Annotated in this window: 12 protein-coding genes; 5 read left to right on the top strand and 7 right to left on the bottom strand. The window is 59.6% G+C overall.

All coding sequences use genetic code 11. From position 1 onward, the window contains the following. Positions 1–16: 16 nt before the first annotated feature. Positions 17–2,011: an aminotransferase class I/II-fold pyridoxal phosphate-dependent enzyme gene (locus tag PSH96_RS14105; protein WP_305459810.1), complete on the bottom strand. Its 1,995-nt coding sequence runs from the start codon at positions 2,009–2,011 to the stop codon at positions 17–19. A gap of 15 nt (positions 2,012–2,026) precedes the next feature. Continuing rightward, the gene (locus PSH96_RS14100; protein ID WP_305459808.1) at positions 2,027–2,407 is read right to left on the bottom strand and encodes a CDP-diacylglycerol diphosphatase; all 381 of its coding nucleotides are present in this window, start codon (positions 2,405–2,407) and stop codon (positions 2,027–2,029) included. Between the two features lie 163 nt (positions 2,408–2,570). Here PSH96_RS14100 and PSH96_RS14095 point away from each other — a divergent pair, with 163 nt between their 5' ends. Both PSH96_RS14095 and PSH96_RS14090 read left to right on the top strand, forming a co-directional pair. Then, positions 2,571–7,487, top strand: coding sequence for a glycosyltransferase (locus PSH96_RS14095; protein WP_305459806.1), 4,917 nt, complete (start codon positions 2,571–2,573; stop codon positions 7,485–7,487). Between the two features lie 71 nt (positions 7,488–7,558). Continuing rightward, entirely contained in the window at positions 7,559–8,911 is a 1,353-nt protein-coding gene (locus tag PSH96_RS14090) for a sodium:proton antiporter (RefSeq protein WP_305459805.1), read from the top strand. Here PSH96_RS14090 and PSH96_RS14085 read toward each other — a convergent pair. From PSH96_RS14085 to PSH96_RS14075, 3 genes are all read right to left on the bottom strand, one after another. Then, entirely contained in the window at positions 8,902–9,042 is a 141-nt protein-coding gene (locus PSH96_RS14085) for a hypothetical protein (protein ID WP_164488403.1), read from the bottom strand. The genes PSH96_RS14090 and PSH96_RS14085 overlap by 10 nt on opposite strands. A gap of 11 nt (positions 9,043–9,053) precedes the next feature. Further along, a complete protein-coding gene (locus tag PSH96_RS14080) occupies positions 9,054–9,266 on the bottom strand; it encodes a hypothetical protein (RefSeq protein WP_056859983.1) in 213 nt (70 codons plus the stop codon). 71 nt (positions 9,267–9,337) lie between these two features. Then, a complete protein-coding gene (locus PSH96_RS14075) occupies positions 9,338–9,883 on the bottom strand; it encodes a hypothetical protein (protein WP_058420258.1) in 546 nt (181 codons plus the stop codon). A 460-nt stretch (positions 9,884–10,343) separates the two neighbouring features. On the opposite strand from PSH96_RS14075, the gene PSH96_RS14070 reads away from it, so the two are divergent. From PSH96_RS14070 to PSH96_RS14060, 3 genes are all read left to right on the top strand, one after another. Beyond that, positions 10,344–11,753, top strand: a complete 1,410-nt coding sequence (locus PSH96_RS14070; protein ID WP_305459802.1) for a circularly permuted type 2 ATP-grasp protein — start codon at positions 10,344–10,346, stop codon at positions 11,751–11,753. A gap of 2 nt (positions 11,754–11,755) precedes the next feature. Continuing rightward, positions 11,756–12,706 (top strand): alpha-E domain-containing protein, encoded by a 951-nt coding sequence (locus PSH96_RS14065; RefSeq protein ID WP_017253783.1) that lies wholly within the window; start codon positions 11,756–11,758, stop codon positions 12,704–12,706. A gap of 108 nt (positions 12,707–12,814) precedes the next feature. Then, a complete protein-coding gene (locus tag PSH96_RS14060; RefSeq protein WP_305459799.1) occupies positions 12,815–13,243 on the top strand; it encodes a nuclear transport factor 2 family protein in 429 nt (142 codons plus the stop codon). 123 nt (positions 13,244–13,366) lie between these two features. Here PSH96_RS14060 and msrA read toward each other — a convergent pair whose 3' ends face one another. Together msrA and PSH96_RS14050 are read right to left on the bottom strand one after the other, a co-directional pair. Beyond that, positions 13,367–14,062 carry a peptide-methionine (S)-S-oxide reductase MsrA gene (gene msrA, locus PSH96_RS14055; RefSeq protein WP_305459797.1) on the bottom strand — a complete coding sequence of 232 codons (696 nt, stop codon included), beginning with the start codon at positions 14,060–14,062 and terminating at the stop codon, positions 13,367–13,369. Positions 14,063–14,218: 156 nt separating this feature from the next. After that, positions 14,219–15,979 (bottom strand): cytochrome c biogenesis protein DipZ, encoded by a 1,761-nt coding sequence (locus PSH96_RS14050; protein WP_305459795.1) that lies wholly within the window; start codon positions 15,977–15,979, stop codon positions 14,219–14,221. Positions 15,980–16,012 lie beyond the last annotated feature (33 nt).

The raw sequence follows: 16,012 nt of genomic DNA, 5'->3' as shown, positions 1-16,012 counted from the left end.
CCGTCTTTTTCTGGAGTTAGCGAGTTTGATGCGCGTTGACGAACTGTCGGCAACGCTCACTGCGTGGGTCGAGGAACACCGCGTCCGGCGTGCCGGTTTCTTCGATCAAGCCTTGGTGCAGAAAAGCCACTTTGGAGGACACATCCCGGGCGAAGGCCATTTCATGGGTGACCAGGATCATGGTGCGGCCTTCTTCGGCCAGGGAGCGGATCACGCGCAGCACTTCGCCCACCAGTTCGGGGTCGAGGGCTGAGGTGGGTTCGTCGAACAGCATGACTTTGGGGCGCATGGCCAACGCACGGGCAATCGCCACACGCTGCTGTTGGCCGCCGGACAGGAACGCCGGGAATTCATTGCGTTTGGCGGCCAGGCCAACGCGGTCGAGCAAGGCTTCGGCGCGCTCGATGGCTTCGGCACGGCTTTCGCGCAATACCTGGGTGGGCGCTTCGATAAGGTTCTCGAGGACGGTGCGGTGCGGCCACAGGTTGAAGTTCTGGAACACCATGCCCAGGGTCGAACGGATGCGCACCAGTTGCTTGGCGTCTGCCACCAGTGGCGCACCGGGCATGCCGTAATTGAGCTTGATGCTTTCACCGTCGACATGGATGCTGCCCTGGTCGGGCACTTCAAGCATATTGATGCAGCGCAGCAAGGTGCTTTTGCCCGAGCCGCTGGCACCGATCAGCGAAATCACCTCACCTTCGTTGGCCGTAAGCGAAATGCCCTTGAGCACTTCGATATTGCCGAAGCGCTTATGCAGGTCGATCACCTCAATCATCTTGCGCGCTTCGACCGGCGCCAGCACCTCGATTTCAGGCGTCGGCGCCACACGCGGCTCGCGGGCGAGCTTGGCGACAAACTCGGCGATCCGCTCGCAGGCCTCAGCCAGGCGGGCTTCGCCCAAGGTGAACGACAGCCGCACAAACCCTTGCGCCGGCTCGCCAAACGCCGCGGCATCCAGCACCGACACGCCGGCCTCGCGGAACAGGCGCCAGGCAAAATCCAATGAGCCCAGGCCCGTGCCGCGCACGTCCACCAGCACAAACATCCCGGCTTGGGGCGCCTGCACCTTGATGCCGGGGCACGCACTCAGGCCGGCCACGACCAGGTCACGGCGGCGCCGGTAGATGTCGAGCATGCCCAATGTCACTTCATCATGGGCCAGCACAGCCGCCGTGGCGGCTTCCATCACAAACCCCGGCAAGCCGTAGAGCATGCTCAGCACCAGGGTTTCGGCGTGGCTGATCATGTCCGGCGAGGCGATTAGCCAGCCAGTTCGCCAGCCGGTCATGGCGTGGGATTTGGACAGGCTGCCGATCACGATGCAGCGCTCGGCCATGCCGGGTAAGGCGGCGAGGCTGTGGTACTGGCCGTCGAACACCAGGCTTTCGTAGACCTCATCCACCACTACCCACAGGTCGTGGGCAATGGCCAGGTCGGCTATCGCTTGCAGTTCCTGCGGGTTGAGCACCACGCCGGTGGGATTGTTGGGGTTGGAGAAGAAGATGGCGCGGCTGCGCGGGGTAATGGCGGCGGCGAGCAAGCGTGCATCCAGGCGAAACCCGGACTCCGGCGAGCACGGTACGCGCACCAGGCTGGCGCCGCTGGCTTTGAGCGTGGCTTCGTAGGTGACGTACATCGGGTCGAGCACCAGCACTTCATCACCGGCTTGTAACAGGCACAGGGAGCTGATGAACAACGCGTTCTGCGCGCCGGGCACGATGATCACGTTTTCGGCGCTCAGTGAGCGCGCCAGGGTCTTGCTGTAACGCGCCGCGACGGCCTCGCGCAGGGCGCTGCGGCCGGGGATTTCGGTGTAGTGAGTGTCGCCGCTGCGCAAGGCGCTGACGGCGGCGTCGGTGATGAACGACGGCGTGGCGAAGTCGGGGTCGCCAACGCTGAGGATGATGATGTCTTCGCCCTGGCTGGCGGCCTGGAACGCTGCGTGGTGGATGTCCCAGGCGGCGACGCCCTGCCCTGCAATTCGTTCGACGAAGGGGGAAAACCGCATGCCAGAGCCTCTCGTTCAAGAAGAAAACGCGCGAACCCGTTGGTGTGCCAACGGGTGGATGCGGTCAACATAGTGCAAACTGAACAGTCGTTCAATGGGTATGTTTGAGGGGGTGTCGTTTATCGAGTGAACAGGTCGTGAATAACTTTTTTCGGGGGGCGTTTGGATTTGGAGAGGCATGCACTGAAGATCTGCTTTTGCCAGGCCCGCCGACAGCACCGCACGGTGCCGCCAGGCCTGGGTAAAGTAATGCGGCAACGGATGACGGCCCAAGGCCGGGTCCTCAATGCCGGTGATTTTATCCACGAGGATCAACAGGTCCTGGAACGGGCCGTTGCGGTCCTTTAGCAGGGTGTAGCCACGGTCGACGAACAGGGATGGTTTTTGTGCCGACATCCCTGTCGTTAAGGCTAACGGCCTGTGGGGGCAGAAATATAGAGCAACGACATAATCGGCGGGTCGAGGGAATCAATCCGGGGGCGGTTGTCACGCAAGGGAAACACTCTGTGAGCACCCCAGGCCAAGGGGGTGTTTTCAAACGCCAAAGGACGCTCCCCCTATGAACAGTATTTCCAAGCAGATCATCGCCGCGCCTCAAGCGGGTCCAACTATGTCGCTACCCCCGCCGCTTTCACGGCTGAAACGTGATACCGCTTCCCCGCAGGAAGAGCAGGCCACCACACGTGCCACTGGAGACAGCGAGCTGGCAATGCAATACGCGATCGCCCTGAACCTGGCTGGCCGTCGTACTCCTGTTAAAGACATCGATCACATTCCTCCCCACTCCACCTTTGGCCAATGGTGGCGGCACTTGCATGATGCCTTCCAATCGCCCGATGTTCAGCAGTGGATGAAAGCCCTGGGAGTCGATACCACCTCGATAAAAATCGATGCCAAGTCAGGGCGAATATCCTTTTACCTTGAGCACTTTCTTGACCCGCTGCGCACGTTGCACACGCTGGGTCAGGACGACAGCCAATGGGCGGCTCTGAGCGGGCCTATCCTTCGGGCCGCGAGCGTCTTAGAGGGCGAATTTCCTTTTGCACCTCCCGTCAATACCCCGGACGCACCTGTACCCTGGCAGCTGGTCGGCGGATTTTATCTGGAGCCACGGAACCTGACGCTGTCTGGCATGCTCAAGCGAGCGGACGAAATCAGCCACCAGACGTATAACTTCAAGCGCCTCGATCCTGCCCGCTTTACGGACAAGATCCAGGCGCGCAGCGAAGAAACACTTGAGCATCAGAAAGCGGCGCTGGGCGACATCCGCAACTGGCACCTGGCGGGCACTGCACTGCAACGCCTGGCGATGGCCCTGGAAGATGGCAGTAAAAAGATCGAGGAGCTTCAGACCGAACTCGAACAGCCGCTCTCTCTGTCCGCAGACAGTACCTACCGGCCAACGGGCAGTGGCGCCCCAACTGAAGTCAGCCTGCAGCAGTTTCTGCAGGATCATGGCTGGGACATCCCCACCAACTCCGAGCAACTTGAAAACTTGGCCAGCGCCCTCCTCGCGCCGAATTTAAAGTCCGCCACCCATGGCAATCTAGGGGGCGCGTTAGCATGGCTCGAACCTCTTGCGCCTGACGACCAGACACGGCTGAGGAGTTATATCAGCGAGGGGAAATTCGGCGACCTCAGTTTAAAACCCTTCAAGCATGTGCTGGGCTATCTGCTCAACGGCCGACCGATCTCCGCGCAGGAACAGCGCAATCCCAGGCAACTGATCGACAGTTTGGTCAGTTCACCCCGGGCCATGGCACTGGGCGAGGCCATTCAAGCCACATTCGAGGCACACTCGGTTAAAGGCAGTGCCACCGACTGGCTGCTGGCGGCCTTAGGCGTGGGAAAATACGGCGACAAAGGCGGTGAGACGAGTATTGAAGGCTACCCACTGGTATCAGCGAGCAACAGCCACAAATCGCCATCCGCGGTGGTCAAGGAGCTGGAAGCGCATCTGCTCGCCGGCAGCCTCGCCGACTCCGCGCAAACAGCATCAGTACAGGCCTACGCCATGCTCGCCAGTCGCGCACCGCAGTTCCTGGTCAAGGGTATCCCGAATGAAGTGACGATAGGTTCCCACAGCTGGGTCAGCTTCACCACGGCGGTTGCCCGCGTGGAAGCAAAAGCGCCGGGCGCAACAAGCAGAATGAACTATGCGCAAATCATGTTGGCGGCCAACACGGCACCGATCTCGGATGAGGAGCGCCAGGTTGAATATGCCGCCCAGAACGAAGCGATCAAAACATGGGCGATTGCCAGTGGCATGGGCTATCCGACAACCGATACCGCCCTGACCGAGGTACGCACCGCGTTCGACCAGCATGTCAGAGAAATGAGCGAAGCAGCCGCGCTGCCCCCCCTCCAAACACCGACCACCAAAGCCATTGCGCTCGAACATCTGAAAAAAACCTTCCCCGACATGGACCCCGCGCTGTTTGAGCAAAAGTGCATTGAGTCCAAACCCTACACCTACCAATTCCCCGGCCCCTACTCACTGTTGGACCTGTACATCGATGGCAGAGCGCTCAGGTCCCCGCCGCCCGATTCCGACGACAGAAAGCCTGCGGCATGGGTTTCATCGTCAGACGAAATCAATATCAGCGATCTGCTGCCAACCCTCAAGTCCCTGCCGGATCCGATCAAGCAATTTAATCAGGACTTTCGCACATACTCTGACGCCGTCAAAAAGGCCACGTCGGCGCAGCTCAAGGTTATGATCTCGAGATTGCCTCTGGAAGACAGGCAGAATCTGGAGTTCGGCGAAATCGTCGTGCACCAGGACATTCGCTACGACCGTGTGCCTGGCTCCAGTTATGACAAGCGTGTTGAAACAGGCGTGGTGCTGGTCGAGACCCGGCGCACCGTCAACGGTAAAACCCAGAGCATGCAGTATGCAATCAACCGGATGGAGGGCACTATCACCCGGCAGCGGAGCCAGTTTTATGAAGAACTCTCGCCCGCCAGTCTTGCGTCTACTCGCCCACGTTATATCGCAAACCAGATAACGCCCAGAGGTGGTTCCCCCTCCGGGATAACGAACGAACGCAAAGACGCCACGGGTGCACCGAAGAGCTTTGCCAGTGCCAGAACCCAATACCTGGTCGATGCATTGATCGAGGATATGAAGCTGCCTGAGTTGGGCGCATATTCCAGGGGAGCAACGACCTTTCAAACCGAACACCGTACCACCGAAGCCATTCGCGAGGTCATACTGGGCCTTATTCCGTTCAGGTCCGCGATCAAGAACTTCAGCGATGGCAAGACGGGCGCAGGCGCTGTCGACTTGGCGTTCGATATCTTTGGTTTCCTGGTCGGCGTCGGCACCGCTGCCAAGGCCGCAAGAGCTGCATTTGTCGGTGCTTCTGTGCTGTCAAAAGCTGGCCTGGTGCTCAAGATTGTTGGACGGGCAGCAGTGGGCGCGCTCAATCCGTTGGGTGGTATTGATGACCTCGCGCGTGGGGCCGCAAAGGGCGTAAAGTTTGTAGCCGGCAAAGCCTATAAAGGTGTCAATTACCTGCGCGGTTCGTACCGCCGTGTCAACCTGTTGGAGTTGGCCAAAAAGGCCGATATCGCTGAAGGCACATACAGTGCCGCCAACAGTGCTCGCAGCACAAAAGCCCTGGCTAAGTTCGATGAGGCAACCCATAAGTGGTACGCCTTGGATCCTCGCACGAAACAGGCCTACGGCAAGCCGTTGGAGAACTTCGTCCCAGACGTGCCCAAGCCGGGCGACTCGAACAGTTTGCGAGCAATCGCCAGTGACGACGCAATCCAGAACGTCAGCAAGCAGCACGGCCTGGCAGCAACCGGGACGACCCGGGTGGGGCAAGAAACAGTCGAGCGCCAGGCTGTGATGTTCCAGGGCAATTGGCATGAATACGATGCGTTGAAGCAACGCGCTATTGGCCCACCCTTGAAAGACTTTAAACCCAATCGCGTTGCTGCCAGTGGAGAAGTACGCTCACTGGACGATCTGCACAGCTATGAAGCCCGCTACATCGCCGCAGACGAGTTATCGACCAAGGGCTTGCAGAACAACGTTTGGGTGGGCCGCAGTCAACGCGAATATGTGAAAGTGGATGGCAGGCTCTTTGAATCCCAGGTCAAAGACGGCCAGCGCGTCACCCGCCATCCAAACGGCACTGGCCCCGATATACCTGTCAAGGATCTAGGCGCTTCAGGGTGGGCACCTTTATCCCGTTCCGAACGTTTGCTGGGCGGCGCAAGTGATATATCGACGCCTTTTAGATTGGGGGATGGAACCTACGTAGTGCCGATGGACGATATTAAAATCGTGGAAACGTCAGGCAATCCCTTCAGGATCAATTACAAAAACGCCGATCAGGAAGTTGCGTTCGATACCACGGCGGGCGCATGGAGAAGCCCCCACGAACAAGGCCATCACTATTATTGGCGAACGCCCAAAGGCCACTGGCAACGGGGAACACTTGATGAATCCAGAAAGGCTAAAAAAGCCACCGACCACCACTATAACTTTGTTGATATTTCGTCGATCCCCAGAATTCCCACACAACTGGCTCCCGTGCCCAAAACATTGAACTATTTTTGGGCAGGCCAGGAGATTCCCGCCCATTTGGTCGACAACATGGCCAAAAACGCCAGCCGAGCCTCAGGGTATAAAACAGTCCTTCACGTGGACGCCGACAGCCCTGCTGTTTTCAAACAAATAGAAAGCAAGCTAAAGGAGAAAGTGCCTGGCGTGACGGTGCTCAACCTTAATGAAGATGCCGCATTCACGCAGTTGAAGAACGGTGAAATGTACAGTTACTTCCGACAAGGGCAAGGCAAGAATCTGGCCGCAGCTTCGGATGTAGCCCGCTACCCGATCATGAATAAACACGGTGGTTTTTATCTGGACACCGATGATCTGATTCAAAGAAACATCAGTGCCGCCGATGATCTAGCCGCTGGCGCTAACGATGTGCTGCTCGGTTCACCAGTGGTCCACCAAGTGAGCGATTACAAGACGTTCTATAACACCAGTAACTTTGCGACTCGACCCAACAATCCAGTGCTGGGCGAAATGATCAGTGAAATGAATAAACGGTTTGCGGCGAACAAAGCCTACTTTGCGAATAAACGACCGACAGTCGCCCGAGGCCCCGATGGCAAAGTCCAATACACCCCGGAATTCAAGGCGTATGAGGCAAAAATATTCGATACCGTAGGGCCGAATATGTTTAACGACATGCTTAAAAAGAAACGACCCGACATGTACGACTTGGGTTTAGATGGCCTCCCTAGAGAAGCGGTACTGACCGATGGCAAACTCGTGCCGCACGGTCCGATCGTCAACATTGAAGAAAGGGTGAGGGAGGCCTATGCGCATCAGGGCGTGGTGGTACCGATAACAGCGCCCTACCAGATCCTGAAGACTAAGCAGCATTACTTCCCGCTTCGCTACAAATTCGATGTGAAAGTTGGCGCTGACCATTCCTGGATCAATACCTGATCGAACCCGATTGAACCTGCACCGAGCCGTGGCCCTCCAACCGAGATAGACCACGGCCCGGTACACGCTCGATGACGTTTATTCTATGGATGGCCGTACTCGGCGCTGTACTGCTCACCCTCGCCCTCACCTCCGCCTACCTGCGCTGGATGCCGGTGACCACCTCGGCGGTGTGCCTGTTGCTGGGTATCGCCATTGGCCCGCTGGGCGTCGACCTTCTGGGCTTGGATATCAAAGGCTCGGCGCGCTGGATGGAGCACCTGACCGAAGTCGCGGTGCTGTTCTCTCTATTTGTCAGCGGCTTGAAACTGCGCCTGCCGCTCAAGCATCGCACCTGGCGTGTGGCATTTGGCATGGCCGGGCCGGTGATGCTGCTGACCATCCTCGGTGTAAGCCTGGCGCTGCATTATGTGTTTGCGTTGTCCTGGGGTGTGTCGCTGCTGGTCGGCGCGATTCTGGCACCGACCGACCCGGTGCTGGCCGGGCTGGTCCAGGTCAATAATGCCCAGGACTATGACGCGCTGCGGTTCGGCTTGTCCGGTGAGGCCGGTTTGAATGACGGGACTGCCTTCCCGTTTGTGATCTTTGCCCTGCTGTTTATGCAACACGGCGGGTTTGATGGCGACTGGTTCGGTGGCTGGGTCCTGAAAAACCTGGTGTGGGCGGTGCCCGCCGGGTTGTTGATCGGTTATTGGATGGGGCGTGGTATCGGCCGTGTGACCCTATGGTTGCGTATCACCCATGCCGACAGCACGTTGTCACCCAACGACTACCTGACCCTGGCGCTAATTGCGCTGGCTTATGTGGCCGCCGAGGCCGTGGGCGGTTACGGATTTTTGTCGGTGTTCGCCGCCGGGTTGGGCTTGCGCCAGGCGGAGTTCCGCTCCACGGGGCAATCGCAGACGCCCTCGGAGCACTTGGCATTACCGGTGGTGGGCCATCTGGAAGTGGAACCTGAGCGCGCCCTGCAAGGCGATGTCAGTGAACTGCAAGATACGCAAATTGCTGCCGGCGTGATGATGGGCGACATGCTGTCGTTTGGCAGTTTGGTGGAGCGTTCGATGGAAGTATTCCTGGTGACCGTGCTAGGCATTGTGCTGGTCAGCCACTGGGATTGGCGGGCGCTGCCGGTGGCTGCGCTGCTGTTTTGCGTGATCCGGCCATTCAGCGTGCTGGTCATCCCTTGGGGCCGCCTGATCAGCACGCGGCAACGCGGCTTGATGGGCTGGTTCGGCATCCGCGGTATCGGCAGCATTTACTACCTGTTCTACGCGCTCAACCACGGGCTGGTCGGCACCAGCAGCGCGTTGGCGGTCGACCTGACGATTTCAGTGATCGCCTTGAGCATCGTCGTTCATGGCCTGAGCACCCAACCGATGCTGGCCTGGTATGAACGACGAGCCAAGGCGAACGCTCAGTCCTGATTTTCGGTGTTGCCAACATCCGCTGCATCATCCAGATCGTTGAGCGGTACTTCTGCATCGTCCATCAATGAGCCCGGGTCTTCGTTGCCCGGGTCATTGAGTTCTTCTTCATCATCGAGTTCCTGGGACATGACTGTCTCCTCTAACCGCCTTGGGTGTCGATATCGGCATCAGTTTCAGGCTTGGGCGCACGCTCGGGCTTGAAGTCTGGACTGTAGTCGTTTTCCCGTGCTTTGGGGTCGCTGGCAGGCTTCGGGTCTTTGGGCGCATCGGCAGCGGTGCCGGGCGCCGGCTCGCCGCCATCGATGGCCGGGTCGTTACGGTTGCTGGTTTGGGGGTCGTTACTGGTGTTCATGGATCACCTCTGTGTAAAACGCACACTGCGTAACGTTAAGGTTCCACCCAGCGCCACGAAGTTCAAATTGCTTAAGACACTGGGTTATCCACCTGAATATAAAACGCATAGGCGCCCAGCAGCACCCAGAACACCATGAACAGCCACGGCGCGCGCATGGAGAACAGCAGCGACTTGCGATAGCCCTTATGGGATGACTCGGTCTCGCAGAACAGCGGTGAATCGTCATAGGCCAGGCCCATCACCGGCTCGCTGCGCAGCAACTCGCTCTGCTTGTAGTGCCAGTGGTCGATGATTTCGTAGGCGGCCCGAATACCCGGCCAGGCATTCAGTGAGCTGAGAATGCCGAGGGCGGCCAGAAACGCCGGCACGATCAAAGTAAAAAACTTGCCCCATTCCGGGTTCAGGTTGCCCATGCCGGAGACAAACGCGATCACCAGGAACGACTGGGCCGTGAGGTAGGCGTCGGTGCGGTTGGCCAGGATGCTGGTTTCGTACTGGATTTCACGGCGATAGAAGTCGAGGCGGTCCTTGGGCGAACCGAAGATCTTGGCATTGTGTTCGCTGTGATCGTCCACGGCAGCAGCCGGGGTGTTGGCAGAGATGATTCTGGGCACGACGTGCTCCACAAGGTGACGAAACTTGTTAGAAGAATCAGGGCGGGATGAAGTTCAAGTTTGTTCATGCACCAATTCGGCGCATACGCCGCACCCTTCTAGTGAGCGGTTTTTTGTGGCGCTGCGCTTTTGTAGGATTGGGCTTGTGTGGCGAGCGAGCTTGCTCGCGCTGGAGTGCGCAGCGCTCCCGCTTTTTTGGGGCCGCTACGCAACCCAGCGCGAGCAAGCTCGCTCGCCACAAGGGAATAACCGCCTTGAACAGCGTTCCGGCACAGGCATTGCTTAATGCATTCATCTGCCCGGATACAGGAGCATTCGTTACCCCCCGACCCAGAGCCGACCCCATAAGAAAGTAAGGACCAGGCCCGTTGGCACCGTCAGCCACAGGCTCATAAAAATATGCGTTTTTTTAAGCGGCAGTGCCACCCAAGGCAATCCTGGGCACTGACAAGGTACTGGAATGGCTCGATCTTTCTTTGATGAAATGAATGACGCAAACGGCGCCTGCCGTGCGCACTATCAGGATTTCTCCCGCTGGCTGGCCAATACGCCGCCGGAACTGTTGGCCCAACGGCGTCGCGAGGCCGATTTGCTGTTCCACCGCGCCGGAATCACCTTCACCCTCTACGGCGACGAACAAGACACCGAGCGCCTGATCCCCTTCGACATCATCCCGCGCAGCATCCCCGTCAGTGAATGGGCCGTGATCGAGCGCGGCTGCATCCAGCGCGTGAATGCGTTGAACATGTTCCTTGCCGATATCTATCACGACCAGCGCATCATCAAGGCCGGGATCATCCCGGCCGACCAGGTGCTGGGCAACGAGGGTTATCAGAAGGCCATGGTCGGGCTGGACCTGCACCGCGACATCTACTCGCATATTTCCGGTGTCGACCTGGTGCGCGACGGCGACGGCACCTACTACGTGCTCGAAGACAACCTGCGCACCCCCAGCGGCGTGAGCTACATGCTCGAAGACCGCAAGATGATGATGCGCCTGTTTCCGGAAGTGTTCGCCAAACAGCGCATTGCGCCGGTGGACCACTACCCCAACCTGCTGCTCAAGACCCTTAAAAGCGCCAGCCGGCTCGACAACCCCAACGTGGTCGTACTGACGCCGGGGCGCTTTAACAGCGCGTTTTTCGAACATGCGTTCCTGGCGCGGGAAATGGGCGTGGAGCTGGTGGAAGGCGCCGACCTGTTCGTGCACGACCTCAAAGTGTTCATGCGCACCACCGACGGGCCCAAACCGGTGGACGTGATCTACCGGCGTATCGACGACGCCTTCCTCGATCCCAAAGCCTTCAACCCGGATTCCATGCTCGGCGTGCCCGGCCTGGTCGCCGCCTACTGCGCCGGCAATGTGGTGCTGGCCAATGCGATCGGCACCGGCGTGGCCGATGATAAGTCGATCTACCCCTATGTGCCGGAAATGATCCGCTTCTACTTGGACGAAGAGCCGGTGCTGCAAAACGTGCCAACCTTCCAGTGCCGCAAGCCGGATGAGTTGTCCCACGTGCTGGCCCATCTGCCCGAACTGGTGGTCAAGGAAACCCAGGGCTCCGGCGGCTACGGCATGCTCGTCGGCCCGGCGTCGAGCGCCGCCGAGATCGAGGACTTCCGCCAACGCATCAAGGCGCGCCCTCACGCCTACATCGCCCAGCCGACCCTGAGCCTGTCCACCTGCCCTACCTTCGTCGAAAACGGCATCGCACCCCGGCACATCGACCTGCGCCCGTTCGTGCTCTCGGGCAAGGAAACCCGCCTGGTGCCTGGCGGGCTGACCCGCGTGGCGTTGAAGGAAGGCTCGTTGATCGTCAACTCGTCGCAAGGCGGCGGAACCAAGGACACCTGGGTGGTGGAGGGCTGAGTATGTTGAGTAGAACCGCCGCAGATCTGTACTGGATGTCCCGTTACCTGGAACGTGCCGAGAACCTGGCGCGCATGTTGGAAGTCAGTTATTCGCTGTCGTTGATGCCCCAGGCGGGGCGCAGTGACGGGCTGGATGAGTTGGCCATGTCGCTGCTCAGCAGCGGCACACTGGACAGCTACCTCGAACGCCATAAACAACTGGACGCCGAACGCATGCTGCACTTCTTCGCCCTAGACGAAGAAAACCCGGCCAGCATCTACAACTGCCTGCGCGCCGCCCGTGGCAATGCCCACGCCGTGCGCGGACGCATCACCGCCGATATGTGGGAAAACCTCAATGCCACCTGGCTGGAAATGCGCAGCATCGCCGCCGGCGGCCTGGCGCGCCATGGCATCAGCCACTTCTGTGACTGGGTTAAACAGCGCTCGCACCTGTTTCGCGGGGCCACCTCCGGCACCATCATGCGCAATGACGCCTACCGATTTATACGCCTGGGCACCTTTGTCGAACGTGCGGACAACACCTTGCGCCTGTTGGATGCGCGCTACGAGATGTTTGGCGAGGAATCCGAAGAGGTCAGCGACTTGTCGGCGCGCGGTTATTACCAATGGAGCGCCCTGCTCCGTGCGTTGTCGTCATTCGAGGCTTACACCGAGCTGTACCCGAATGCACTGAATGCGCGCTCGGTCTCGGAGTTGCTGCTGTTGCGCAGTGATGTACCGCGCTCACTGCATGCGTGCATCGAGGAATTGAGCCATATCCTCGCCGACTTGCCCGGCAGTTACGGGCGCACGGCCCAGCGCCTGGCGGCCGAGTTCGAAGCGCGCCTGCGTTATACCGGCATCGATGAGATCCTGGAGGACGGCTTGCACAGCCGGCTCACGGACTTTATCGACACCGTGCGCGAACTGGCGCGGGCAATTCACAGCTCGTACCTGGAAGTGGTGTGAGTGCATTCGGGTTACTTATCTGTCAATTCGGGTGATTGACCCTGCTTGAGTGCCGCTCTTATGTTGGGCAGGTGAACGACCTTCCCAACATAAGAACAGGTACAGCCCATGTCCGAACTCCACCTGAATCCCGCCGCCGCCCACACCCTGCAACGCTGGCACGCCATGCTGGCCACTCGCGACCTCAACGCCCTGCCCGAACTGCTTGCGCCTGACGCGGTGTTCCGCTCGCCCATGGCCCACACGCCCTACCCCGGCGCGCCGGTGGTGTCGATGATCCTCAACACCGTGATCAAGGTGTTCGAGGATTTCGCCTATCACCGTGAACTGGCGAGTGCCGACGGGCTCAACGTGGTACTGGAGTTCAGCGCACGCGTGGGTGAAAAACAGCTCAAGGGCATTGATATGATTCGCTTCAACGAACAGGGGCAGATCGTCGAGTTTGAAGTGATGGTGCGCCCATTGAGTGGGTTGCAGGCGCTGGGTGAGGAGATGGGCCGGCGGCTTGCACCGTACCTGGCCAAGGCCAAATCCTGAGCCCTGAGTAGCACTAAGTGTGGGAGCGGGCTTGCTCGCGAATGCGGTGGGTCAGCCACACATGTGCTGACTGACACTACGCCTTCGCGAGCAAGCCCGCTCCCAAATTGGGTACTGCGGTGTTTATTGGTTTTTGACCAATACCGGCTCAGCGCGGTACTGGTCGGGGAACAGTTTCTTGAGCTGCGCCACCTTGGGCAAATCATTGATTACGATGTAAGGGTAAGACGGGTTCTCGGTCAGAAAGTCCTGGTGATAGGACTCCGCCGGGTAAAACGTCTTGCCCATCTCCACCTTGGTGACAATAGGCTTGTCGAAAGCTTTCGCCGCCTCCAACTGGGCGATGTAAGCCTGGGCGATTTTTTGCTGTTCGGCATTCTGCGCAAAGATTTCCGAACGGTACTGGGTGCCGCTGTCCGGGCCTTGGCGGTTCAGTTCAGTGGGGTTATGGGCCACCGAGAAGTAGATCTGCAACAGCTTGCCGTAACTGACTTTGCTCGGGTCGTAAGTCACTGACACCGACTCGGCGTGGCCGGTATCGCCGTCGCTGACCGACTCGTACTGGGCCGTGTTTGCCGCGCCGCCGTCGTAGCCGGACACGGCGTTTTTCACGCCTTGCACATGCTGGAACACGCCTTGTACACCCCAGAAGCAACCACCGGCGAACACTGCGGTTTGCAGGTTGCCGGACTCGGCGGGCAGGTCCATGGCCGGTGGCGCGATCATCACCGCGTCATCGGCACCCCCGAAGGAGAACGCCGAGCTTTGGCCGACGAAAGCGGCGAATGCCAGTGCGGGTAAAATCTTGAGAAGCTTCATCACAGTCACTCCAGTGCAACTGAATAAACAGGGCGAAAATGTGGGAGCGGGCTTGCTCGCGAATACGGTCCAACAGTCACAAAAGCTTTGGCAGATCGACCGCTTTCGCGAGCAAGCCCGCTCCCACACTGATTGGGTTATCACTTCATGTCAGGCTTAGCCGAAGGTGAAGGCATACGCCGACACATGCGGGTCGAGAAATTCGATGCTGAACGTGCGGTCTTTAACGCCGGCTGGCTGACGCACCAGCTGGTACAGACGCTGCTCGGTCACGGTACCGCTGCCATCCGGCGCCACATCGGTGCCATGGGCATCGCCTGGTGCCTGGCCATCAATCGTCACCTTGAAGCGTACCGGTTTGCCATCTGCGCCAGGCCCCAACACCAGGTGCAGGTCACGGGCATGAAAGCGGTACACGACACGCCCACCGGCCTGGTCGAGGGTGGCTTGCTGGCCGCCGACATTCCATGGGCCTTCCAGGGTCCAGTTGTTCAGGGCCAGGTGGCCGGCGGCCGGGTAATTCACGACTTTGTCGGTGCCTAACGTGCCGGTAGTGACGAAATTTTCCGCACGCTGAAAGCCCAGGTAGGTTTCCGGCGATTGCACCTCGTTCATGTCCGGCGCCTGCTGCACACCCTTGGCATCAGCCTCGATCAAACCACCGGCGACGTGGGTTGCACCGGCCTCACGCAGCAGTTGCTGAATCACCCGCTCCGACTCGGCGTAATCGCCTTCACCGAAGTGGTGATAACGAATCTGGCCCTTGGCATCGGCAAAGTAATGCGCCGGCCAGTATTGGTTGTTGAAGGCGCGCCAGATCTTGTAGTTGTTGTCGATCGCCACCGGGTAGGTGATGCCCAGGTCTTTCATGGCCTTGGTGACGTTGTTCACATCGCGCTCAAAGGCAAACTCCGGGGCGTGTACGCCAATCACCACCAAACCCTGGTCTTTGTATTTCTCGGCCCAGGCTTTGACGTACGGCAAGGTGCGCAGGCAGTTGATGCAGGAGTAGGTCCAGAAATCCACCAGCACGACCTTGCCCTTGAGTGCTTCGGCCGTCAGCGGCGGGCTGTTGAGCCATTGCACCGCGCCCTCCAGCGGCGGCAGCGAGCCTTCGATCGGCAGTGTGTCGCTGTGGTTGGCTGCCGCCATCATGGCGCCACCGGCCATCATCGCCCCGCTCTTCTGTGCAGGCTTGGCGCTCAGTTGATCCACCAGGCGTTGTTCCAGGCCGCCGGTTGAGGCGGTCGACAAGCGCGACAGCACGCCCGTGTCCAGGCCCAAGGCGATGGCAGCCACACCGGCCAGCATCAGCGCACCCAGGCCACGGCGCAGCCATTCACCGGCGCCCAGGGATTTTTTCATCAAGCCAAAGACTTTACCGCCGACCAGCAGGGCCAAGGCCAGGGACGTGGCAGCCCCGGCGGCGTAGGCCAGCAAGAGCAAGGTAGTGCCGATACTGGCCCCTTGCAGCGCGGCGCCGGTCAACACCAGCCCGAGGATTGGCCCGGCGCAAGGCGCCCAGAGCAAACCGGTGGCCACGCCGATCAGGAACGACGCGCCCGGACGCGGTTTGGCATCGGCCCCGGCGGCTTCCGACAAGCGACTGCCGGCGGCCACCAACGGCCGCGTCAGGCGCTCCGACAGCTGCGGCAGCAACAGCGTGAGCCCAAACAGGGCAACGCACAGCAACGCGAGCCAACGCCCGTATTGATTGACTTGCACCACCCAACCGCCGCCCACCGCAGCCAGTGAGGCCACCAGGGCGAATGTCACCGCCATCCCCGCTAACAGCGGCAAGCCACTGCGCATAAACGGCTGCCCGGTGCGAGCGAAGACAAAAGGCAGAACAGGCAGGATGCACGGGCTGACAATTGTCAGCACGCCGCCCAGATACGCGAGAACCAGCAGCCACATGGGATCGACCCTTATACGAATTAAAAATAGACA

The organism is Pseudomonas sp. FP2338 (assembly GCF_030687515.1).
GTDB classification, from domain to species: domain Bacteria; phylum Pseudomonadota; class Gammaproteobacteria; order Pseudomonadales; family Pseudomonadaceae; genus Aquipseudomonas; species Aquipseudomonas salomonii.
This window is presented reverse-complemented; position numbering and strand designations above follow the sequence as displayed.

Bases quoted from the DNA above. Each gene is read 5' to 3' on its own strand.
- PSH96_RS14095 (WP_305459806.1), top strand. From the start codon at position 2,571: ATGAACAGTATTTCCAAGCAGATCATCGCCGCGCCTCAAGCGGGTCCA.
- msrA (WP_305459797.1), bottom strand. From the start codon at position 14,062: ATGAAGCTTCTCAAGATTTTACCCGCACTGGCATTCGCCGCTTTCGTC.
- PSH96_RS14070 (WP_305459802.1), top strand. From the start codon at position 10,344: ATGGCTCGATCTTTCTTTGATGAAATGAATGACGCAAACGGCGCCTGC.
- PSH96_RS14050 (WP_305459795.1), bottom strand. From the start codon at position 15,979: ATGTGGCTGCTGGTTCTCGCGTATCTGGGCGGCGTGCTGACAATTGTC.
- PSH96_RS14085 (WP_164488403.1), bottom strand. From the start codon at position 9,042: ATGTCCCAGGAACTCGATGATGAAGAAGAACTCAATGACCCGGGCAAC.
- PSH96_RS14065 (WP_017253783.1), top strand. From the start codon at position 11,756: ATGTTGAGTAGAACCGCCGCAGATCTGTACTGGATGTCCCGTTACCTG.
- PSH96_RS14090 (WP_305459805.1), top strand. From the start codon at position 7,559: ATGACGTTTATTCTATGGATGGCCGTACTCGGCGCTGTACTGCTCACC.
- PSH96_RS14100 (WP_305459808.1), bottom strand. From the start codon at position 2,407: ATGTCGGCACAAAAACCATCCCTGTTCGTCGACCGTGGCTACACCCTG.
- PSH96_RS14060 (WP_305459799.1), top strand. From the start codon at position 12,815: ATGTCCGAACTCCACCTGAATCCCGCCGCCGCCCACACCCTGCAACGC.
- PSH96_RS14105 (WP_305459810.1), bottom strand. From the start codon at position 2,011: ATGCGGTTTTCCCCCTTCGTCGAACGAATTGCAGGGCAGGGCGTCGCC.
- PSH96_RS14080 (WP_056859983.1), bottom strand. From the start codon at position 9,266: ATGAACACCAGTAACGACCCCCAAACCAGCAACCGTAACGACCCGGCC.